Below are 21,225 nucleotides of genomic sequence, written 5' to 3'. Positions count from 1 at the left end.
GGTTTCCTTCCGGATCGGAGACGTGGCGTGACGAAGAACGCCAAGGTCTCCTCCGCCCCGAAGGGCCGGCAGCCCGGGATCCGGCGCTGGATCCGTAGTGACGAGCGTGCCGCAGGCGGGAGTACTCCCCTTGTGCGATCCAGCCTAGGGTCGGACCGTGCCCGCTCGGCGCCCGGACCCCGCCACTCTCAGCAGATTGATCGATTCCGCTACAGGCGGCCGACCGTCTCGATGTCCTCGAGGAAGTCGGCGGCGACCTGGGCCGAGACCGTTGCGCGGGTGCCCGCGATCGCCGCGGTGTAGTCGGTCATGAACGGGCCCTCGGGCTCGGACGAACCCGAGTCCACGGCGTTCTCGAGGGCGGACTGCGACGCCTTGCGCGCGGCGAACTCGATGTCGGCGGGCGAGAATCCGTCGGTCATCGCCACGAGCTCGGGCATGTCGATGCCGACCGCGGCGTCCGGCACGTACCGGCGCCAGATGGCGTCACGAGCCTGCTCGTCGGGAAGCCCGATAGGGATCACGTAGTCGAACCGGCCGTGCCGGAGGAACGCGGCATCCAGCGATCTGATGAAGTTGGTCGCGCAGATCAGGAGGCGTCCGGGCTGCTCGCGGAAGGCGGGGATGATCTTGAGCAGCTCGTTCGTCACGCCCTGCGTGGGCGACGGCGGCTCGCCCTGGCGGTGCGAGGCGATCTCTTCGACCTCGTCGATGAAGACCACCGCGTGCTCGAGCTCGGCGATCGTCGCGAACGTCTCGCGCAATGCGCCCGCCAGGCCACCCGGGTGCGACGCGAGCCGGGACGGGAAGACCTCGACGAACGACCACTCCAGGCGGGAGGCGATCGCCTTGGCGAAGGTCGTCTTGCCGGTGCCCGGCGGCCCGAACAGCACGATCGCCCGCGGCGGCACCACGCCGAACCGGTCGGCGAGCTCCGACTGCGCGAGCGGCAGCACCACCCGCCGCTCGAGCAGCTCCTTCTCGGCGTTCATGCCGCCGACGGCGTCCCACAGCCCGCGGGGCAGGACCCGGCCGCCGAGCTCGGCGAGGCGCTTGAGCTCTTCGCGCTGCACCGGGATGTGCCGCTCGAAGTAGTGGAGGTCCTGCTTGAGCGCGAACCCCTGGTGCAGGAATGCGCCCATCTTCGTCTCGGCTGCCGGCATGAGTGCGGAGAGCTTGGAGATGCCCTGCGGCGCCATGCGCGCCTCGAGCGCGGCGAGGAGCGACGAGCCGATGCCCATGCCGCGCACATGCGACGCGGTGGCGAGGAAGACGACCCAGCCCTGCGCGTGCGCGGCGCGGCCGATCGCGGCACCGACGATCTGCTCGCCGACGACGGCGACCACCGCGTGGTCCTTCGCACACGACGCGAGCACTTCGGAGAGGCTGTAGACGGGCTCGACGCCCTCCGCGGTGACCTGCTCCCAGAGCCGCAGGATGCCGTCGACGTCGTCGGCGTGATAGTCGCGGATGCGCCAGCCTGCCATGCCCGGACTCCCTTCGGTGCGAGGTGGGTCGCCTCAGGCTACCCACGGGGGAAAGGCTCGGACAGTCGTATTAAGCACGTCCGGCCGGACGGACTGTCGGGCGCCGCCAGGCTGCAGCCTCCACCCGCTCACCCGTGCAACGGACGCTGCGCCGCCCTCTGTTCGAGGTACTCCTCGCGCGCCCGCTGCGTGGATCCGAGGGTCGAGACCTCGGGCACCGGCACGTCCCACCAGCCGGCGCCGTCGGGCGCGTAGATGAGCGGGTCGCTGTTGATGTGGATGAACGTGGACTTCTCGGATGCCTTCGCCTGCGCGACGGCCGCCTTGAGGTCGTCGATGGCCGAGGCGCCGGGCTCGATCTCGATGACGTCGACGCCGTAGCTGCGCGCGTTCATGGCGAGGTCGACGGGAAGGATCTTCTCGCCCTGGAAGTTGCGGGCCTCGCCGTCGTACTCGCGGTACAAGGTGCCGAAGCGCTCCGAGCCGACGGTCTCGGACAGGTGGCCGATCGAGGCGTAGCCGTGGTTCTGGATGAGCACGACGATGATCTTGATGCCCTCGGCGACCGCCGTGACGAGCTCGGTGTTGAGCATCAGGTACGACCCGTCGCCGACCATCACGATGACGTCGCGGTCGTCGCCGTCGGCGAGAAGGCCGCGCTTGGCGCCCAGTCCCCCGGCGATCTCGTAGCCCATGCAGGAGAACGCGTACTCGACGTGGTAGCCGAGCGGGTCGCGCACGCGCCACAGCTTGTGGAGGTCGCCGGGGAGGGATCCGGCGGCCTGGACGATGACGTCCTCCGGGGCGCTGGTCGACTGCACGGCGCCGATGATCTCCGGCTGGCCGGGCAGGTCGAGCCCTGAGGGCACGAACGCCGCATCGACGGCAGCATCCCACTCCGCCTTGTCGCGGGCGATCCGCTCCGAGTACTCGGGGCTGACCTCGTACCCTTCGAGCTCGATCGACAGCTCGGTGAGCGCCTCACGCGCGTCGGCGACGACCGGCAGCTGCGAGCCGTGCTTGTACGCGTCGAACGAGGCGATGTTGATGTTCACGAACACGACGTCCGGGTTCTGGAACGCCGTGCGCGACGCGGTGGTGAAGTCGCTGTACCGCGTGCCGATGCCGATGATCACGTCGGCCTCGGCCGCGAGGCGGTTGGCGGCGAGCGTGCCGGTCGCGCCGATGCCGCCGAGGTTCTGCGGGTGGTCCCAGTTCAGCGATCCGCCGCCCGCCTGCGAGGTGCCGACCGGGATGCCGGTGGCCTCGACGAGGGCGCGCAGCTGCTCCTCGGCGCCCGAGTAGATGACGCCACCCCCTGCGACGATGAGCGGGTTCTTCGCACCGCGGATGGCGGCGACGGCGCGGGCGAGCGGACCGCGCTCGGGCAGGGGTCGGCGCAGGTGCCACTCGCGGTCCTGCAGGAACTCGACGGGCACGTCGAGCGCCTCGGCCTGCACGTCTTCGGGGAGCGCGATGGTGACGGCGCCGGTCTCGGCGGGGTCGGTGAGCACGCGCATCGCGGCGAGGGCGATCGAGTACAGCTGCTCGGGCCGCTGCACGCGGTCGAAGAACTTCGACAGCGGCCGGAACGCGTCGTTGACGGTGAGTCCGATGTCCCACGGCTGCTCGAGCTGCTGCAGCACCGGGTCGGCGACGCGGGTCGCGAACGTGTCGCTCGGCAGCAGCAGCGCGGGCAGGCGGTTGGTCGTGGCGAGGGCCGCGGCGGTGAGCATGTTCGCCGCGCCCGGGCCGACCGACGCGGCCGACGCGTAGGTGCCACGGCGGCGGTGCATGCGCGCGTAACCGACGGCCTGGTGCACCATCGCCTGCTCGTTGCGGGCCTGGTGGTACGGCATCAGGTCGGGATTCTCGACGTGGAACTGCTTCAGCGCCTGGCCGATGCCGGCCACGTTGCCGTGGCCGAAGATGCCGAACATACCGGGGATCGTGCGCTCCCGGATGTCGCCGTCCACGGTCCACTGGTGCGCCAGGAACTCCACGAGCGCCTGGCTGACCGTCATCCGTCGCGTCACGCCCATCAGCGGTCGCCTTCCTTGTCGTTCGAGTCGTTCGTATGGGGCAGTCGCTCGTCGACGCTCTGCCCGGCCCAGGTGTCACGCACCCACGCGTGCGCGGGGTCGTCGCTGATCAGCCACTCCCGCTCGGGGTCGGGGCCGGCCATGACGTTGAGGTAGTAGAGGTCGTACCCCGGAGCGGCGACGGCGGGGCCGTGGTAGCCGAAGGGCACGAGCGCGATGTCGCCGGTGCGCACCATCGCGTTGATGTCGATCTCGCCCGCCGGGGACGAGTAGGTGCTGAACATGCCGAACGCGGTCTCGGCCGCGGCATCCGATCCCGCCACCGGCGCCGTCTCGAAGTAGTAGATCTCCTCGAGACGCGACTCGTGACCCGGCACGTGCTCGTCGTGCTTGTGCGGCGGGTACGACGACCAGTTCTCAGCCGGAGTGATCACCTCGCACACGATGAGCCGCGCCGCGTCCAGCGCCTGCGGCGTGCCGAAGTTGTGCACCTGGCGGCTCGAGCGGCCCGCTCCCCGCAGCTCGACGGGAGTGTCGGACGCCGGGATGTGCACGCTCGGCTTCACGACGTCGGTCGGCGACGTCGCGATCGCGACACGGCCGACGCCGGTGAGCACAGCGGTCGCCGCGGACGAGAGGTAGAGCACGTCGGTCGGCCCGTCGAACACCGACGCCCGACCCTTCAGCCGCGTCGTCGTGGTGTCGGCACCCTCGAAGTAAGCGACCGTGAACGACCCCGACAGCGGCACGACGATGCGCTCGACGCCTGCCGGCGCGAGAGCGAGCGAGTCGGTCGCCGTCAGGTCGGCGACCCGGATGCCGGTGTGCGCCCAGCCCGGGGTGTTCTCGTCGACGACGCTCTCCCACCCGTCCCGGGCGAGATCGCCGCGGCGATGGAACCAGCGCTGGTCCGAAGTGCTCATGAGTGCTCTCGTAGGTCGATTGTCGGTGACGGATGCCGCGGCCGCGAGTCCCCCCGGATTCGCGGCCGCGAGTCTGGTCGCGGTCCCTGAGCCTGCCGAAGGGGGCTTCGACAGGCTCAGCGACCAGAGGGTCAGTTGTTCTGGGGGAAGCCGAGGTTGATGCCGCGGGTTTCTGAAAGGCTCCGGCTGGCGGGGTCGAGCCAGCGGGAGGTGATGGCTTTCTCGCGGGTGAAGAAGTCGAAGCCGTGGACGCCGTAGGCTTTCGCGTCGCCGAACAGCGAGGCCTTCCAGCCGCCGAAGGAGTGGTAGGCGACGGGGACGGGGATGGGCACGTTGATGCCGATCATGCCGACCTCGACCTCGTTCTGGAACCGGCGGGCGGCGCCGCCGTCGTTGGTGAAGATCGCGGTGCCGTTGCCGAACTGACCGGAGTTGATGAGGTCCAGGCCCTCGTCGTACGACTGGACGCGGACGATGGAGAGGACGGGGCCGAAGATCTCCTCCTGATAGGCGCGGCTGGTGGTGGGGATGTTGTCGATCAGGGTGGGGCCGAAGAAGAACCCGTCCTCGTGCCCGGCCACCTGGAAGTTGCGGCCGTCGACGACGATGGTCGCGCCGTCCTGCTCGGCGATGTCGACATAGCTCGAGACCTTGTCGCGGTGGATGTCGGTGATCAGCGGTCCCATGTCGGGCTCGATGCCGTCCTGGCCGGCCCCGTTGCCGATCTTGAGCTTCGCGATGCGGTCGGAGATCTTCGTGATCAGGTCGTCGGCGACGGGCTCGACGGCGAGCACGACACTGATTGCCATGCAGCGTTCCCCGGCGGCGCCGTAGCCGGCGTTCACGGCCTGGTCGGCGACCAGGTCCAGGTCGGCGTCGGGCAGCACCAGCATGTGGTTCTTCGCGCCACCGAGCGCCTGCACCCGCTTGCCGTGGCGCGACGCGGTCTCGTAGATGTACTGCGCGATCGGGGTGGACCCGACGAAGCTGATCGAGGCGACATCGGGGGAGGTGAGCAGCCCGTCGACGGCCAGCTTGTCGCCCTGCAGCACGGTGAAGACGCCGTCCGGCAGTCCCGCTTCCTTCCACAGTTCGGCCAGCCACAGTGCCGCGGACGGGTCCTTCTCGCTGGGCTTGAGGACCACGGCGTTGCCGGCGGCGATCGCGATCGGGAAGAACCACATCGGCACCATCGCCGGGAAATTGAACGGCGAGATGATCCCCACCACCCCCAGCGGCTGCTTCAGCGAGTACACGTCGACACCGGTCGACGCATTCTCGCTGAACGCGCCCTTGATCAGGTGCGGGAACCCGGTCGCGAGCTCCACCACTTCCTGACCGCGGAGGATCTCCCCCATCGCGTCGGAGACCACCTTCCCGTGCTCGGCGGTGATGATCTCGGCCAACTCCCGCTTGCGGGCATTCAGCAACTCCCGGAACGCGAACAGCACCGTCTGCCGGCGGGCGATCGAGTACCCCTTCCAGACCTGGTACCCGGCCACCGCGGACGCGATCGCCGCATCGATCTCCGCCTGATCCGCCAACGCCACCCGCGCCGACACCTGACCGGTCGCTGGGTTGTACACCGGGGCCGTGCGACCCGAGGACGACGCACGCTCCGCCCCATCGATCCAATGCGAGATCACGCGGACGTCGGCGCCGACGTCGGTCGTGGTGGGGGTGGTCTCAGTGATGCTCATGGGGATGTCCTTCGTACGGGGTTCAGAGGTCGGTGTGGACGAGGCCGGCGGCGATGTCCACAGCGGCGGCGACATCGTCGTCAGGGGGGTAGAGAAGGGTGCGGCCGACGGTGAGTCCGCGCACGCCGGGGAGCGACAGCGCGTCCTCCCAAGCGGCGAAGGTCTCGTCGGGGTCGACGCCAGCGTCGCCGCCGAGCAGCAGCGTCGGCATCGTGGTGGCCGCCATGACGCGCTCCATGTCGTCGACGACGGGCAGTTTCATCCAGGTGTAGGCGCTCGAGGCGCCGAGACCGGAGGCGATCGCGATCGACAGGATGACGGCATCCGTCGACAGGTCGTTGACGATGCGGCCGTCGACGCGGTTGCTGAGGAACGGCTCGAGCATGATCGGCAGTCCCGCGGCGGAGGCCCGGGTGACCGCATCGGTCATCGCAGTCAGGGTCGCGACGGTACCGGGGTCGTCGAGGTCGACCCGCACGAGGGTCTTCGCGAAGTCGATGCCGGACGCGACCATGGTGGGCACGTCGTAGGCGGTCATGCGGTCGTCCATCTCGAAGGACGCGCCGCGGAGACCGCCGCGATTCATGGACCCGACAATGATCTTGTCGTCGAGCAGGCCGAGCGCGGCGAGGTCGTCGATGATGTCGGGCGTTCCGAGCACGCCGTCGACGCCGGGGCGGCTGAGTGCGGTCGCGAGGCGATCGAGCAGCTCATAGCGGTCGGCCATCGCCCTCTGGTTCTTGCCGACGGCGAGGGCGCCCCGGGCCGGGTGGTCGGCGGCGACGATGAAGAGCCGCCCGTCCCCGCGCAGCACCTCGCGCCGGCGGCGGTCGGCCAGCGCCGCGCCGATCGTGGCCGGCTGTGTGGCGCGGATGTCACGGAGGCGCGCGAAGTCGTCCGCAGTGAGGAACAGCGTCACCGGGAGGCCCCCGTCTCGAGGATCGCGGCGACCTCGGCTTCGGTGGGCATCGCGGTCGAGCACTCCAGGCGCGACGCGACGATCGCTCCGGCGACGTTCGCGAAGCGGAGGATGCGCTCGAGGTCCCACCCCGCGAGGAGCCCGTGGCACAGGGCGCCGCCGAAGGCGTCGCCTGCGCCCAATCCGTTCACCACGTCGACCCAGTACGGCGGCACGACGACGGACTCGTCGCGGGTCTTGGCGAGCACGCCCTTCGGCCCCTGCTTCACGATCGCGAGCTCGACGCCACGCTCCAGCAAGGCGTCCGCGGCGCGCTCCGGCTCGGTCTCACCTACGGCGACCTCGCACTCCTCGCGGTTGCCGACGGCCACCGTCGCGTGCTCGAGCGCTCGTGCCACCTGGACACCCGCCTCGGCCGGATCCGCCCAGAACATGGGGCGGTAGTCGAGGTCGAACACAGTGTGGCCGGCTGTACGCGCCAGCAGCGCGGCGTGATGCGCCGCCCGGCTGGGCTCCTGGCTGAGACCGGTCGCCGTGAACCAGAAGATGCGCGCCGAGCGGACGGCCTCCAGGTCGAGGTCGCCGGGCGCGACATCGAGATCGGGGGCCTTCGGCTCGCGGTAGAAGTACAGCGGGAAGTCGTCGGGCGGGAAGATCTCGCAGAACGTCACCGGAGTCTTCAGCGTCGGGTTCACGCCCACGTAACGGTTGTCGACGCCCAGACGCTCCAGTTCCGCGAGCAGGTAGCGACCGAACGGGTCGTCGCCGACGCCGGCGATGAGCGCGACGCGGCGGCCGTGCCGCGCGGCGGCCACGCTGACGTTCGCAGCGCTGCCCCCGAGGAACTTGCCGAACGTCTGCACCTCTTCGAGCCCGACTCCCGACTGGAGCGGGTAGATGTCGACGCCCAGCCGCCCGAAGGCCAGGACGTCGAGGGGAGAAGTGTTCTCGGTCATACTCCGCTGTACAACTCTCTGTGCGGCCCGCAGACTGCACTTCGGTGGATTATTGTCCTGACAATAGCACAAGCATCATATTGCACACATCGCGCCCTGCGCGTGTCGTCGGCTGACAAAGTCCGAGCGATGTATCATTGTCGGGACATTATGCTGTCGGGACTTGGAGTGAGTGATGGCGGACGACGTGGTCAAGATCGACGATCTGCTCGCAGGCTTGGACCGCACCGGCCCCGTGCCGCTGTACTACCAGGTGTCCACCGCCATCGAGCAGGCGATCCGATCCGGTGAGATCCCCGCCGGCGCACGGCTCGAGAACGAGATCGCGATCGGCCAGCGGGCGGGCCTCTCCCGGCCCACGATCCGCCGCGCGATGGAGGAGCTCGTCGACAAGGGACTCCTCGTGCGGCGCCGCGGCATCGGCACGCAGGTCGTCCAGGGGCAGGTGACCCGCCAGGTCGAGCTCACGAGCCTCTACGAGGACCTCAAGAGCTCACAGCACGAACCGGGCACTCTCGTGCTCGAGCACGACACCCGGCCGGCTGATCCCGACACCGCGGAGGCTCTGCGCGTTCCGGTCGGCTCGGACATCGTCTACCTGCGCCGACAGCGCTCCACCGACGGAGTGCCGGTCGCGGTGCTCACGAACTACCTCCCGATCGAGTTCTCCGACATCACCACCGAGCAGCTGCAGCAGAAGGGTCTCTACGAGATCATGCGCGCGCGGGGCGTCACCATCCGCGTCGCCAACCAGAAGATCGGCGCGCGCCGCGCCCACGGCGACGAGCCGGGGCTGCTCGACATCGACAAGGGCGGCCCGGTCCTCACGATGGAGCGCGTCGCGTTCGACGCGTCCGGCCGCGCCGTCGAGTTCGGCCACCACTGTTATCGCCCCGACATGTACAGCTTCCAGACGACGCTCGTGGCCAAATAGGCGTGGAATCGGAGCGGATGCCTCGGGCCGAGGCATCCGCCCCTCTCCCTGTCAGCGCAGCGCGTTGTTGCCCTTGAACGCGGGCTTGAACTGCCCGGCAGCCTTGCCCTTGGCCGTTCCGTTCACCGCGGACTCCGTGTCACCGAAGACAAGCGTCGCATGGGCGGCGGCGTCGGCGAGCTGCTCGAAGATCACGTCGTCGATGTTCGCGTAGGTGTCGCACGCCTGGTGGTAGCAGGGGTCGAACGCGACCCCGGCGGTGCCGCCGAACTTCACGGCCTGCGCGGGCGACTTGATGTCCTCGGCGCCCGAGAACAGGCCGCCCGCGGGGATGCCGGCCTCGATGAACGCGAAGTAGTCGCTGCGTCCGTCGAACGCGGTCGGCTCGGTCAGCAGGTTCTTCGACGCGAAGTAGGAGTCGAAGACGCCCTCGATCACGTCCGACCCGTTGGGCCCGACGGTGCCGAAGCCGCTGCCGTCACCGTCATACACGAACCGTCCGCCGTTGGGGGAGCCGAGCATGTCGAAGTTCAGGTTGACGAGGTGCTGCTTGATCTGCGTCTTGCTGAGCTGCGATACGTAATACGACGAGCCGATGAGGCCGTCTTCCTCACCGCCCCAGAACGCGAACCGGATGCGGTTCTCGGGCTGAATGCCGAGGTTCGACAGTTGCAGCGCCGTCTCGATCAGGGTCGCCGTGCCCGAGCCGTTGTCGTTGATGCCCGGTCCCTCGGGAACCGAGTCGAGATGCGCGCCCACGACGACCGTACGATCGGCGCGACCGCCGGAAGTGTCGGCGATCAGGTTCGCGGTGTTGATCGTCGTGGCCGTGGCCACGACGTTCATGCGCATCACGAGGCCGGCCGTGCCGACGAGCCCCGCGCCCACCTGGAACGAGGCGCTGACCACCGGAACCGGCGTCTGCGTCCAGTTCGCCGAGCTGAGCGTGCCCCCGAAGACGCCGAAGCGATCGTCATTGGGATTGTCGTTGCCCTGGTTGAAGATGATGACGCCTGCGGCACCCGCCGCGACCGCGTTCGCGGCCTTGACGCTGAAGTCGCAGGAGCCGCGCTGGATGAGTGCGATCGACCCCGTCTGGAATCCGGCGAAGTCCGCCGAATCGCAGCCGCTCGTCGACGCGCGGTCGCCCGTGAGGTTGACGTCCACCGCGCGCACCGGCGCCGTGACGACGCCCGTGCCCGTGAATTCCATGGGGTAGAAGGCGTCGATGAACGGGTACGACGTCGCGCCCGGCGCGGTCTGGTCGAGCGTCGAGCCGTCGTACTCGATGAAGGAGTACGAGAACGGCTGGCGCGTGACGGTGTATCCGACGGCCTCCAGCGTGCCCTGCACATAGTCGAGCGAGGCCTCGTAGCCGGGTGTGCCGGCGGCGCGCGTGCCGCCGTTCGCGTCCGCGATGCCCTGCAGCGCGGCGAGCTGGGCCTTCAGCCCGCCGATCGTCACCGCCTGAGTGAGGGCCGACGTGTCGGGGGTGGGCGCGGCCAGCGCCGGGGCGCCGACGGCTGCGACGGTCAGACCGCCGATGATGAGGGCGGACGCCGCCACGGTGGCCCGGCGTCGGTTTCGATGCATCACTGGTGCTCCTCGTATCCGAGTTTGGGGGAGGAGGCGCCGAGGGTGGCGTCATGCGGGAACCTACCGCGCCGATCGCGCGGACGGAAGAGGCAGGGGTCAGCGAGACACCAGGTCGCCGCCCACGTCGTAGGCGCGCAGCCGGCCGCACATCCCGAATCCCCGTTCACCCACGAGCGCCGGCGCCTGGGAGACGGCAGCCGCCGAGAGGTGCCCCGCGTCGCCGGCGGCGAGCGCACGGGTGATGTCGAGGCTGTGCGCGGCCTGCGCGCCGGGCCCCCGCTCCACGATGCCGGTCCAGTCCTCCGCTCGTCCCCGCACCAGCCGGGCGGCGGCCGCGTGGAACTCCTGCAGGGGCCGGAGGTCGCCGGCCCTCGCGGCGTCGCGGAGGACGAGGAAGCCCTCCACCGCGAGATCGCGCCGCCGCGCCGCCGCCTCGGCACGTGCCTCGAGCGGCCCGACGGGGAGCGCCGCGGCTGCGGCGTACCGCGCGGCGTCGGCGACGATGTCGGCCGGGAAGGTCATCACGGCGTCGCCCGCCTCCGGAAGCCCCGCGTTGCCCATGACCACGAGCACCTCGAGCCCGCCGTGGTTCACCGCACGGTGGATCGTGCCGGGGGTGAACCACACCACCGAGCCCTTGCGCAGTTCGGTCTCGCGCAGTCCGCCGGGATCGAGCGTGTGCAGCTCGCCGTGCCCGCCGATCACCACGTAGCACTCCGTCGACGCGAGATGCATGTGCGGGCTGCCGCCGCGGAGGCCGTCGGGAGCGAGGTCGTCGTAGACGTCGAGCAGCGTCACGGAGGTGGCGCCGGGAAACGTGGGCGCGGTGTCGATCACGAGAAGCTCCTCTCCCTCTTCGACTCAGACGAGGACCGGCTGGAGGATGCCTCGGAGCACGTCTGCGAGCGGCTCCGCAGCATCCGCTCCCCCATCGGCGATGCCGACGGCGTATCGGAACCGTACCGTCTCGCCGGGAGCGACGACGACCTCTTCGCTGAAGAAGGGCGCGGGGTTCAGCGCCGCGAACTCCTCGGAGCGCGCGAACCACTGCGGCGGGTGGTGCGGGTTGGCCGCGTCGTCGAGCATGAGCACGAGAGATGTGGCGTCGACGTCGTCGTGGCGGCCGACGAAGCCCATCCACTCGAAGCGCGCTCCCCGCACGTCGTCGCCCGCGCCGGAGGCTCCGGGCGCGATGAGCGTGCCATCGGTGAACGAGCGCGGCCCGCGCCAGAACAGCCCGCCGTAGCCGGCGTTCTCGCGCCCCTTGGTCGTCGGGGAGCCGATGGCGATCGGTGCGCCCGAGACGTTGGTCAGCTGCGTGTCGAAGGTGAGGGCCCAGGCCTCGTCCGACACGATCTCGGCGGTCAGCGCGCGCTCCTCGGCGAACAGCACGTCTCCTGACTCGGTGATCCACCGCAGCCCGTGCGCGACCGTGGCACGCTCGCCCGTTTCGAGCTCGACAGCTCCGTCGTGCTGCTGCACGCCGTTGTTCGGCAGCTGCACGTAGAACTGCCCGTGGACGTACGTGGGCCCACCCCAGAAGTTCTCGTCGCCCACGACCGGCAGCGCCCAGGCGATCCCCTTATGCCACACGTGGTCGTGCGGACGGAACAGGCTGACGACGTCTCCGCGGCGCGTGCGGATGGGGTGCAGGTAGGGCTTGGGCGACTCCACGGGCACCGTCGCGGGCTGATACACGTAGGTGAAGAGGTCGACGTCACCGTCGCGGACCGTGACCGCGGAGCCGATGTCGTGCGTGATGCGCAGCGCGCTCATGCGAGCACCTCCTTCACGGGAGCCCAGGGCACGATCCCGCCGCTCATGGAGCGGACGAAGGGATCCTCGCCGCGCAGCTCCCCCGCCTGGACCACAGCCCCACGGAACGCAGAGGCGTAGGTGGCCGCGGCGAACTCGAGCGTGTGCCGCGCCTCGGCGAGGTCGACCCCAGGAGCCTCGCCCGCCTCGAAGGCGTCGAGGATCGCGCGGATCTGGTCGCGGTGGCCGCTGGTCGCCCCGCTGTCCAAGCCCTCGGCCCAGCGGATCGCGAGATGCTCGTGGCCGGGTGCCGGGGTGAAGGTCCAGTCCTCGCTGGTGTATCCGTACAGGTGGCGCACCTCGACGGACGCGAACTCGAAGTCGAACCGCAGCCGCGAGGTCTCGTGCGGCGAGACGAGCGAGTTGACGACGGTCGCGAGGGCGTCGTTCTCGAAACGCACCAGCGCCATCGAGACGTCCTCGGTGTCGGTCGGTCGCAGCTGCCGCGCCGCGAAGGCGCTCACCTGCGACCAGCGGCCGAAGATCGCGAACAGCAGATCGAATTGATGGATGCCGTGGCCCATGGTCGGACCGCCGCCCTCGACATCCCATCGCCCGCGCCACGGCACCTCGAAGTACTCGTCGGGGCGGTACCACAGGGTCTCGCAGGTGGCGACGAGGGGCCGGCCGAGCTCGCCCCCGGCGACGAGGGCGCCGAGGTGGCGGGCGGCGGCGCCGAACCGGTGCTGGAACACCGTGAGCACCGGCACGCCGGTCTCTGCCTGCACCGCCTCGAGCTCGTCGACCTCGCCGAGGGTGAGCGCGGTGGGCTTCTCGACGAGCGACGCGACGCCCGCGCGCATCGCCTGGATCGCGAGCGGCGTGTGCGTCTGCGGCGGCGTGCACACGTGCACGAGATCGAGTTCCTCGTTCGCGAAGAGATCGGCCGCGTCCGCGTAGACCCGGTCGACGCCGAAGCTCTCGGCGAAGGCGATGGCACGCGCACGGTCGAGGTCGACCACGCCGGCGATCTCGACGCGGGGCGAGAGCGCGTTCAGGGCGTCGGCGTGGGCGTGGGCGATGCCGCCGGTGCCGATGATGCCGACGCGGAAGGGTGGGCGGGGTGTGGACATGACCTGTGGTTCCTTCTCAGGGGGAGGTGGGGTGATGCGGGTCGGCGGGCGCGGCGCGGGACATCCCGGACCGCACCCGCCGACATGCGCGCTACTGGTTGACGATGACGTCGATCTCGGCGAAGAGCTGATCGACCGCCTCGTCCACCGTGATCGTGCCGAACCCGAGCTCCTGGCCGAGGGCCTTGAACTTCGCTTCGACCGAGCCGTAGCCCACGATCGGAACCGGCGGGGCGTCGCCGATGCGGTCGGCGATCGACTCCTCGTAGTCGATGATCTGCTGGGCGGTCTCGTCGAGCTCCACGCCCTCGAGCTGGGACTGGGATGCCGGCATCCCACGGTTCGTCCCGAAGATGGCGCCGACCTCGGGGCTGTTCACCAGGAAGTCGGTGAACAGGGCGGCGGCCTCGGGGTGCTCCGTGCTCGCCGCAGCGGAGATCAGCATGCCGGCCTTCTTGTACAGGTCCTTGGCGCCGTCTTCGGTGACCGGAGGCGCGACGAGGTTCAGGTCGGGATACGCGTCGCCGAGGTTCGCCTTGTAGGGAGCGCCGAAGTTGTCCCACACGATCTCGGTGAGCGCCTGGGCGGAGTCGAAAGCACCCTTGGGGGTGACCTCCTGGATCCGCTGCTGCGGGGTGACGACGCCGTCTTCCCGCAACTCGCCGCCACGATTCCAGAAGTCGGCGAGGTCTTCCTTGGTGAAGCCGACCTCACCTTCCTCGGTGAAGACCGACTTGCCCTCGGATCGAAGCACGAGCTCGAACGGCTGGATGAAGCTGGTGGGGTCCGCGCCGCCCCAGACCTCGAGTCCGGCGGCCTCGGCGGCATCGCGGGCTTCGTGCAGCCACTCGTCGTACGCCGCCCAGTCGCCGCCCTCGAACGGCTCGACGCCGACCTCTTCGGTCAGCACCACGTTCTCGAACATTCCGATCGCGTTCGTGGAGACGGGCATGCCGGCGATCGTGTCGTTGATCGACGCGATGTCGAGCACGGCGTCGTCGTAGCCGTCGGTGGCGATGATGTCGCCGACGTAGGGCGTGAGGTCCAGCACCAAGCCGTTGTCGGAGTACTGACGGACGTAGGTCATGTCCATCTGGAACACGTCAGGGAGGTTCTTGCCGGCAGCCTCGGTCTGGCGCTTCTCCCAGTACTCGTCCCAGGAGAGGAACGTGGAGTTCACCGTGATGTTCGGGTAGTCCTCGTTGAACGCGGCGATGGCCTCGTTGTACATCTCCGCGCGAACGTCGTTCCCCCAGAACGCGAAGTCAAGGGTCACCTTCTCGTCCGGATCATAGGTGGCCGCCGGGGAGCCGGCGGGCGCGGAGCCTGCACAGCCGGCCAGGGCCGCGGCGAGGCCGACGATCGCCACGGCGCCGACGGCGCCCGTCTTTCTGCGTGTGAACATCTTTGTCCTTTCGGAACGCTGGTCGCGTGCGGGTGACGTCGCGTGAACCTTCACTTAGTGATCGATCACTCGACTGGAAAGTGAGAATAGTGAAGGTTCACAATCTGTGTCAACATGGATGTCGAAGGAGGCGCTCGTGACCGACACTGCACCGCACCGCCGGCCGACGATCATGGAGGTCGCCCGCCTCGCCGATGTCTCGCATCAGACCGTCTCGCGCTTCTTCCGCGCTCCCGATGGACTGAAGCCGACCACCAAGGCGCGCGTGCAGGCCGCCGTCGACCAATTGAACTACCGGCCGAACCTCGTCGCCCGCTCGATGCGCACGCGCCGCACCGGCCGGCTCGCCGTGGTCGTGCCGACCCTCGCCTACAGTCCGGCGCGCATGCTCGCCGGAGCGAGCGCGGCCGCGCACGCCGCCGGCTACGCGGTCGAGGTGCTGGCCCTCGAGGGGGGCGCCGAGGAGCGAACGGAGCGCGTGGCCGAGCTGGCCGATTCCGGTCAGGTCGACGGCATCGTCTCGTTCGCCCCCGTGCTCGCCTCGCTCGAGCTGCAGGCCTCCAGCGGGACGCCGATCGTCGCATCGGCCGACTTCGACGACGAGATGCGCGGCATCGGTGAGCTCGCGGACGCCTCGGCCCTCGTCGATCTGATCCGCGGCCTGGCCGAACGCGGCCACCGACGGTTCCTCCACATCACCGGAGACCTCCAGTTCGCTTCGGCGCGCGCCCGGCGCGACACCTATCTCGAGACGGTTGCATCGCTCGGGCTGGAGTCGACCGGCGTGATCGAGGGCGATTGGTCGGCCGAATCGGGGATGGCCGCGGTCCGCGGACTTCCCGAGCACGACAGGGCGACCGCCGTGATGGCGGCGAACGACCTCGTGGCCGCCGGCGCGATCCGCGCGGCGATGGATCGCGGGTGGCGCGTGCCCGACGACCTCAGCGTCACCGGATGGGACGACCAGCAGCTCGGTCGCCTGATGAGCCCTGCGCTGACGAGCGTGGAGGTCGACCTCGAGGGCCTGGGCTCACGCGCGATGACCAGGCTCATCACGGCGCTCCGCGGCGAGCGCGCGCCGACCGAGGCCCAGCAGATTCACCGCGTCATCTGGCGCGAGTCCACCGGGCCGGCACCCGACTGACCCGGACGGATGCCGCGGCCCGCGGCATCCGTTCAGTCCGCGCTGCGGGAATCGAGCTCGGCGCGCGCCGCGGCGATCGCGACGTCGGTCGCGGAGTAGCCGTGCTCGGGCCCGGGGAAGACGCCGCCGCGCACCTCGCGCGCGTACGCTGCGACGCCGGCGACCATGTCGGGGCCGATGGCGCCGTAGCGCTTGACGAAGGCCGCGGTCTTGCCCTCGGTGATGCCCAGCAGGTCATGGAGCACGAGCACCTGGCCGTCGGCGGGCCCTGCGCCGATGCCGATGACGGGGATCTCGAGCGCCGGCAGCACGACCGCTGCGACGTCAGCGGGCACAGCCTCGATCACGAGCGCGCTCGCGCCGGCGTCCTGCACGGCGAGGGCCTCCCGCACCAGGCGCGCTGCGGACTCGGCGGTGCGGCCCTGGGCGCGCAGGCCTCCCAGCGCCACGGCGGTCTGCGGGGTGAGGCCCACGTGCGCGACGACGGGAATGCCCGCCTCGGCGATCGCCCGGATGCGGCTGAGCCGCGCCTCGCCGCCGCCCTCGAGCTTGACGGCGTCGGCGCCGGCCTCCTTCACGAAGCGCACCGCGGTGGCGACGGCCTGCTCGTCAGACACCTCGGTCGATCCGAACGGCAGGTCGCAGACCACGAATGCCGATCGGACCCCGCGACGGACCGCGCCCGAGAGCACGAGCATCTCCTCGACGGTGACCGCGACGGTGGAGTCGTGGCCGAGCACGACCTGCGCGCCGGAATCGCCCACGAGCACCATGTCGACCTCGGCCTGCTCCGCGACACGGGCGGTCGGGTAGTCGTAGGCCGTGACCATGACGATCGGCTCGCGGCGGGCCTTCATCTCGGCGAGACCCTGCAGTGTCACCTGTGCGCGCATCATGCACCTCCGGTGGTGGGGGCAACGGGTGGGATCACCGCGTTGTCGATCAGACGCGTCGCGCCGACGCGCGCGGCGATCGCGACGAGGGTCGGGCGGTCCACGGACGAGACCGGGGCGAAGGTCTCGGGGTCGACGAACGCGACGTACTCGAGCTGGATGAGGGCCGCGGCGAGGACGTCCAGCGCCCGCTCGCGCAGCGCACCGGACTCACGGATGCCGCCGGCTGCGGCATCCGTGACCGCGGTGAGCGCTCGCGGGATCGCGAGGGCCCGCGCGCGCTCGTCGGGCGAGAGGCGGGTGTTGCGGCTGGAGCGGGCGAGGCCGTCGGCGTCGCGGGACGTCGGGCACACGACGAGCGTGACGGGGATGCCGAGATCCGCGACGAAGCGGCGGATGACGGCGACCTGCTGGGCATCCTTCGCGCCGAAGTACGCGTGATCGGGGAGCGCGGCGAGCAGCAGCTTCGTCACGACGGTGGCCACGCCGTCGAAGTGCGCGCGGCCGCGCTCGGCGCCCTCGAGGGTCTCGGCGATCGGCCCCGCCACGCTCACGGTGGTCGCGAAGCCGTCCGGGTAGACCTCGGAGGCGTCGGGGGCGAAGACGACGTCGACCCCCTCGGCCTCGGCGAGAGCGAGGTCGGCTTCTTCGGTGCGGGGATAGGCGGCGAGGTCGGACTGCTCGTTGAACTGCGCGGGATTCACGAAGATCGTCATGACGACGGTGTCGTCGGCGCTGCGCGCGGCGCGCAGCAGCGTCGCGTGGCCCTCGTGCAGGGCGCCCATGGTGGGGACGAGGCCGATGCTGCCGCCGCGGCGTTCGCGCAGCGCGGCGCGCAGGCCGGCGACGGTGCGGACGACGATCACGATCCCACCTCCTCGCGCGCTCGGAGGTCGCGCGTCGCGGCGACCAGGGCGTCGAAGAGTCCGGCGCGTTCGGGCAGCCGCTCGGCCACGGCGTCACGTTGGCGGGCGAGGGTCGCCTCGTCGCCGCGGGCGATCGGACCGGTGAGGGCCGCGGCGCCGTGCGCCTCCCAGTTCGCGACGGTCGCTCGCACGAGCGGGGCCAGCGCGTCTCGCGGAACCCCCGCGGTGGCGGCGAGATCCTCCGCGAAGGACTCGAGCGTCACGAGGAAGTTCGACGCGATCGACGCGGCCGCGTGGTACGCGGGGCGGTCTTCATCGGCGACGTCGAACGGCGCCATGCCGAGCGACTCGGCGAGCGCGTGCGCGGTGGCGAGGGCGCGGACGGTCGAGCCGGCGAGGGCCGCGGGGACGCCCGCGAACGAGGTGGCGCCGGTCACCGTGGTGAGCGGATGGATGCTGAGCGCCTCGTGCGGTGCGAGCGGCTCGAGCGTTGTCGCGCCCGAGAAGTGCCCCACCAGGCGATCCGGCGCGACGAGTGCGGCGGCGCGCCCGATCTCGGCATCCGGCACCGCGAGCAGCACGAGGTCGGCGTCATCGCCGGTCGCCCCGCGGCCGAGGGGGCCGTGCACATCGACGCCCGCCTGGCGGAGGGCCGCGGCGACCGCACGACCGACGCGGCCGTCGCCGACGATCGCGACGCGGGCAAGCGCGTGCGCGGGGTGCGAGTCCGGCATCGTCGTCGTCTCCCGTCACGGCGCATGGATCCGGTCCAGGACGGCTGAACCAGGTTCAAAAATACCCGGCGCAACGCGGGGCGGCGACCGCGCGTCCCATGACGCCGCGCTCGCGCGGTCGAATCCGGTGAACGCTGCTGCTCCCGACGGGCGCGAATGCCGATTCGGACAGCGCCAACCAGCCCGCCGCGGTGGGACGGGCGCGAACGCCGATTGGGACAGCGCGAGCCACCCCACCGCACCTGCCCCGAGGCATCCGTCGTGCTACGACGCAGCGGCCCCGAGACCACAGCGGGTCCGGGGCCGCTCGGGGCGCTCGCTACGCCTGCGCAGGCACCTTGTAGGCGACGTGCACGCGGCCGATCTCGCCGTCGAAGGCGAAGGGCATCTTGTCGGCGTACGCCCGCGACACGGCGCCGCCGTACGCTCGGCCCACGTCGAGGCAGTCATTCGCCGAGAACAGCAGCGGCGCGCTGACCGGCACCGTGCCCGACGTGACCTCCGTGCCGTCGACCCGCAGCACGACGCCGAGCGGCCCGCCCGGCTTCGGCACGACGTACGACGTCTCGATCTCGATCGTGTGGTCGCCGGCGGCGAGCGGCTCGGCCGCCGCGATGGTTGTCCGCTGCACGAGGAAGAGGTTGTACTCGTACGTCAGGATGCCGTCGATCACGTACGCTGTGAGGCCGCCGCCCGCGCCGCCGAGCTTGTAGAGAACGCCGTTGGCCCGGTCGCCGACCGTCACCTCGATGGTGACGACGTTCGGCTTGTTGCCGAGGGCGGGGGCGCAGAACTCGGGCACCCGGAACGTGTCGCCTGTGAAGTCCCACTCGGTGTAGGGCGGAGAAATGCGCAGCTCGGGGTGCAGCGGCGCGATCCACAGTCCGCCCCCGATGGGGAGCACCTTGTTCTTCGCCGCCTCGATGGCGAACAGCTCCCTCAATGCGGCGAGCTTCTCGGGATGCTGGCCGGCGAGGTCCTTCGACTGGCTCCAGTCCTCGTCGAGGTTGTACAGCTCCCATCGGTCGTCGTCGGGCGTCCAGGTCTGGATGCCCGCTGGCATGCCGGGCACCCAGGGCAGGCGCGGACCCGTCGTCGACGCGAGCCACCCGTCCTCGTAGATCGACCGGCTGGCCATGATCTCGAAGTACTGCACGCGGTGGCGACCGTCTGCCGTCTTGTCGTCGATCGAGTAGGCGAAGCTCGTGCCGTCGATCGGGTCCTGCGGGACGCCGTTGACGGTGTCGGGATGGGAGATCCCCAGGATCTCGTAGATCGTGGGAGCCAGGTCGATCACGTGGTGGAACTGCGTGCGCGGCACGGGGTCGTGTGCGATGCGCGCCGGCCACTGGAGGAACATCGGATTGCGGGTGCCGCCCAGGTGCGAGGCCATCAGCTTCATGCCCTGGTACGGCGACGACCCGGCCCACGCCCACGCCGCGTGATACTGGTTGTCGGTCGCCGGCGTTCCGAGCGCGTCGAGGCCTCCGAGCTCCTCGAGGGCGGCGATGTGCTGGTCGACAGTGGTCGGGATCATGTTCTGCGCGAGCAGCTCGCTGATCGTGCCGTTCTGCCCCTCCCCCGACGAGCCGTTGTCGCCCCAGATGTAGACGACGATCGTGTTCTCGATGTACCCGAGGCGCCCGAGCTCGTCGACGAGGCGGCCCGCCTGCACGTCGGCGTGCTCGCCGAAGCCGGCGCACACCTCCATGAGGCGGGCCTGGAACGGCTTCTGGTGGTCGGGGATGTCGTCCCAGCCCTGCAGTGACTCGGGGCGCGGCGTCAGCGCGGCGTCCCGCGGGACCCACCCCGCGGCCTTCGCGCCGGCGAGGGCGTCCTCGCGGTAAGCATCCCACCCGTCATCGAACACGCCCTTGTACTTGTCGGCCCACTCCTTGTGGACGTGGTGCGGGCCGTGGATCGCGCCGGTGGCCCAGTACATGAAGAACGGCTTGTCGGGCGAGAGCGCCTTGTGGTCGCGGAGCCACGAGATCGCGTCGTCGGCGATGTCCTCGCTGAGGTGGTAGCCCTCCTCGGGCGACTTCGGCGGCAGCACCGACGTGGTGTTGCGCACGAGGTTGGGCTCGTACTGCGATGCCTCGCCGGCGAGGAAGCCGTAGAAGTACTCGAAGCCGTTGCCCGTGGGCCAGTTCTCGAACGGGCCGGCCTTGGTCGTCTCCTCGGCGGGGGTGTTGTGCCACTTGCCCCACGCCGCCGTGGAATAGCCGTAGTTGCGCAGCACCTCCGCCATGGTGGCGCTGCTCTTGGGGATGTGACCGGAGTAGCCGTCCCAATCGGCTGCGAGCTCGGCGATCTGGCCGGCCCCGACGCGGTGGTGGTTGCGCCCCGTGAGCAGCGCGGCACGGGTCGGCGAGCACATGGCGGTGGTGTGGAAGCGGTTGTAGCCGATGCCGCCTTCGCGGATCCGCTCGAGCGTCGGAGTCGCGACTTTGCCACCCAGCGGTGCGGGCAACGCGGGGCCGGCGTCGTCGACGAGGATGACGAGCACGTTGGGCGCGTCGTCGGCCAGGTGCCGCTCGGGCGGCAGCGGCGAGTAGGTCGACTCGGCGAGCGTGCGCCCCGCGTAGCTGCCGGAAGGCTTCGGCGGGAACGGCAGCGTTCGCGCGGGCGGGAGCGGTGTCCCTACGACAGAATGGCGGTCATCAGCGGTCATGCGTATCTCCTGTCCCCGGAAGCGGGCGGGCGAGAGCGCCACCCCCCAGTGGTGTCACAGTATC

General features: G+C 70.4%; 17 protein-coding genes. 2 read left to right on the top strand and 15 right to left on the bottom strand.

All coding sequences use genetic code 11. From position 1 onward, the window contains the following. Positions 1-209: 209 nt before the first annotated feature. The 6 genes from ASF40_RS19265 to iolC form a co-directional block, all read right to left on the bottom strand. The gene (locus tag ASF40_RS19265) at positions 210-1,487 is read right to left on the bottom strand and encodes an ATP-binding protein (RefSeq protein WP_056372184.1); all 1,278 of its coding nucleotides are present in this window, start codon (positions 1,485-1,487) and stop codon (positions 210-212) included. Positions 1,488-1,615: 128 nt separating this feature from the next. Continuing rightward, positions 1,616-3,529, bottom strand: coding sequence for a 3D-(3,5/4)-trihydroxycyclohexane-1,2-dione acylhydrolase (decyclizing) (iolD, locus tag ASF40_RS19260; protein WP_056372182.1), 1,914 nt, complete (start codon positions 3,527-3,529; stop codon positions 1,616-1,618). Further along, on the bottom strand, positions 3,529-4,452 hold the full coding sequence (iolB, locus tag ASF40_RS19255; RefSeq protein ID WP_056372180.1) for a 5-deoxy-glucuronate isomerase: 924 nt from the start codon (positions 4,450-4,452) through the stop codon (positions 3,529-3,531). Before iolB ends, iolD begins: the two co-directional genes overlap by 1 nt. Before the next feature lie 131 nt (positions 4,453-4,583). Further along, a complete protein-coding gene (locus tag ASF40_RS19250; RefSeq protein WP_056372177.1) occupies positions 4,584-6,152 on the bottom strand; it encodes a CoA-acylating methylmalonate-semialdehyde dehydrogenase in 1,569 nt (522 codons plus the stop codon). A 22-nt stretch (positions 6,153-6,174) separates the two neighbouring features. Further along, positions 6,175-7,071, bottom strand: a complete 897-nt coding sequence (locus tag ASF40_RS19245; RefSeq protein ID WP_056372175.1) for a class I fructose-bisphosphate aldolase — start codon at positions 7,069-7,071, stop codon at positions 6,175-6,177. Next, complete coding sequence (gene iolC / locus ASF40_RS19240; RefSeq protein ID WP_056372173.1) at positions 7,068-8,027, bottom strand: 5-dehydro-2-deoxygluconokinase; 960 nt, start codon at positions 8,025-8,027, stop codon at positions 7,068-7,070. The genes ASF40_RS19245 and iolC overlap by 4 nt, the downstream gene beginning before the upstream one ends. Positions 8,028-8,202: 175 nt before the next feature. Between iolC and ASF40_RS19235 the strand changes: the two genes are divergently transcribed. Then, positions 8,203-8,961: a GntR family transcriptional regulator gene (locus ASF40_RS19235; RefSeq protein WP_056372171.1), complete on the top strand. Its 759-nt coding sequence runs from the start codon at positions 8,203-8,205 to the stop codon at positions 8,959-8,961. 51 nt (positions 8,962-9,012) lie between these two features. Here ASF40_RS19235 and ASF40_RS19230 read toward each other — a convergent pair whose 3' ends face one another. From ASF40_RS19230 to ASF40_RS19210, 5 genes are all read right to left on the bottom strand, one after another. Then, positions 9,013-10,554, bottom strand: coding sequence for a M20/M25/M40 family metallo-hydrolase (locus ASF40_RS19230; protein ID WP_056372391.1), 1,542 nt, complete (start codon positions 10,552-10,554; stop codon positions 9,013-9,015). A gap of 99 nt (positions 10,555-10,653) precedes the next feature. After that, the gene (locus ASF40_RS19225; protein WP_082497219.1) at positions 10,654-11,394 is read right to left on the bottom strand and encodes a cupin domain-containing protein; all 741 of its coding nucleotides are present in this window, start codon (positions 11,392-11,394) and stop codon (positions 10,654-10,656) included. Between the two features lie 24 nt (positions 11,395-11,418). Continuing rightward, positions 11,419-12,333: a PmoA family protein gene (locus ASF40_RS19220; RefSeq protein WP_056372170.1), complete on the bottom strand. Its 915-nt coding sequence runs from the start codon at positions 12,331-12,333 to the stop codon at positions 11,419-11,421. Further along, entirely contained in the window at positions 12,330-13,445 is a 1,116-nt protein-coding gene (locus tag ASF40_RS19215) for a Gfo/Idh/MocA family protein (RefSeq protein ID WP_056372168.1), read from the bottom strand. Before ASF40_RS19215 ends, ASF40_RS19220 begins: the two co-directional genes overlap by 4 nt. 91 nt (positions 13,446-13,536) lie before the next feature. Beyond that, a complete protein-coding gene (locus ASF40_RS19210; RefSeq protein WP_056372166.1) occupies positions 13,537-14,850 on the bottom strand; it encodes an ABC transporter substrate-binding protein in 1,314 nt (437 codons plus the stop codon). A 136-nt stretch (positions 14,851-14,986) separates the two neighbouring features. Between ASF40_RS19210 and ASF40_RS19205 the strand changes: the two genes are divergently transcribed. After that, a complete protein-coding gene (locus ASF40_RS19205; RefSeq protein WP_235560295.1) occupies positions 14,987-15,994 on the top strand; it encodes a LacI family DNA-binding transcriptional regulator in 1,008 nt (335 codons plus the stop codon). A 32-nt stretch (positions 15,995-16,026) separates the two neighbouring features. Here the strand turns inward: ASF40_RS19205 and panB are convergent, their stop codons facing one another. The 4 genes from panB to ASF40_RS19185 all read right to left on the bottom strand — a co-directional run bounded on the left by panB (position 16,027) and on the right by ASF40_RS19185 (position 21,161). Beyond that, on the bottom strand, positions 16,027-16,890 hold the full coding sequence (gene panB, locus ASF40_RS19200) for a 3-methyl-2-oxobutanoate hydroxymethyltransferase (RefSeq protein ID WP_056372162.1): 864 nt from the start codon (positions 16,888-16,890) through the stop codon (positions 16,027-16,029). Then, positions 16,887-17,753 carry a pantoate--beta-alanine ligase gene (gene panC / locus ASF40_RS19195; RefSeq protein WP_056372160.1) on the bottom strand — a complete coding sequence of 289 codons (867 nt, stop codon included), beginning with the start codon at positions 17,751-17,753 and terminating at the stop codon, positions 16,887-16,889. The genes panB and panC overlap by 4 nt, the downstream gene beginning before the upstream one ends. Next, positions 17,750-18,487 carry a Rossmann-like and DUF2520 domain-containing protein gene (locus ASF40_RS19190; protein WP_056372158.1) on the bottom strand — a complete coding sequence of 246 codons (738 nt, stop codon included), beginning with the start codon at positions 18,485-18,487 and terminating at the stop codon, positions 17,750-17,752. The genes panC and ASF40_RS19190 overlap by 4 nt, the downstream gene beginning before the upstream one ends. Before the next feature lie 319 nt (positions 18,488-18,806). Next, positions 18,807-21,161 carry an arylsulfatase gene (locus tag ASF40_RS19185; RefSeq protein ID WP_056372156.1) on the bottom strand — a complete coding sequence of 785 codons (2,355 nt, stop codon included), beginning with the start codon at positions 21,159-21,161 and terminating at the stop codon, positions 18,807-18,809. Positions 21,162-21,225: the final 64 nt, after the last annotated feature.

It is taken from the genome of Microbacterium sp. Leaf288, from assembly GCF_001422925.1.
GTDB lineage: Bacteria > Actinomycetota > Actinomycetes > Actinomycetales > Microbacteriaceae > Microbacterium.
The sequence above is the reverse complement of the archived record's forward strand: the minus strand, read 5'-3'. Positions and strand labels throughout refer to the sequence as shown.

What these genes read in the sequence shown, in the direction of transcription:
- ASF40_RS19265 (WP_056372184.1), bottom strand. Translation starts at nt 1,487, where the DNA reads ATGGCAGGCTGGCGCATCCGCGACTATCACGCCGACGACGTCGACGGC.
- iolD (WP_056372182.1), bottom strand. Translation starts at nt 3,529, where the DNA reads ATGGGCGTGACGCGACGGATGACGGTCAGCCAGGCGCTCGTGGAGTTC.
- iolB (WP_056372180.1), bottom strand. Translation starts at nt 4,452, where the DNA reads ATGAGCACTTCGGACCAGCGCTGGTTCCATCGCCGCGGCGATCTCGCC.
- ASF40_RS19250 (WP_056372177.1), bottom strand. Translation starts at nt 6,152, where the DNA reads ATGAGCATCACTGAGACCACCCCCACCACGACCGACGTCGGCGCCGAC.
- iolC (WP_056372173.1), bottom strand. Translation starts at nt 8,027, where the DNA reads ATGACCGAGAACACTTCTCCCCTCGACGTCCTGGCCTTCGGGCGGCTG.
- ASF40_RS19235 (WP_056372171.1), top strand. Translation starts at nt 8,203, where the DNA reads ATGGCGGACGACGTGGTCAAGATCGACGATCTGCTCGCAGGCTTGGAC.
- ASF40_RS19230 (WP_056372391.1), bottom strand. Translation starts at nt 10,554, where the DNA reads ATGCATCGAAACCGACGCCGGGCCACCGTGGCGGCGTCCGCCCTCATC.
- ASF40_RS19220 (WP_056372170.1), bottom strand. Translation starts at nt 12,333, where the DNA reads ATGAGCGCGCTGCGCATCACGCACGACATCGGCTCCGCGGTCACGGTC.
- ASF40_RS19215 (WP_056372168.1), bottom strand. Translation starts at nt 13,445, where the DNA reads ATGTCCACACCCCGCCCACCCTTCCGCGTCGGCATCATCGGCACCGGC.
- ASF40_RS19210 (WP_056372166.1), bottom strand. Translation starts at nt 14,850, where the DNA reads ATGTTCACACGCAGAAAGACGGGCGCCGTCGGCGCCGTGGCGATCGTC.
- panB (WP_056372162.1), bottom strand. Translation starts at nt 16,890, where the DNA reads ATGATGCGCGCACAGGTGACACTGCAGGGTCTCGCCGAGATGAAGGCC.
- ASF40_RS19190 (WP_056372158.1), bottom strand. Translation starts at nt 18,487, where the DNA reads ATGCCGGACTCGCACCCCGCGCACGCGCTTGCCCGCGTCGCGATCGTC.
- ASF40_RS19185 (WP_056372156.1), bottom strand. Translation starts at nt 21,161, where the DNA reads ATGACCGCTGATGACCGCCATTCTGTCGTAGGGACACCGCTCCCGCCC.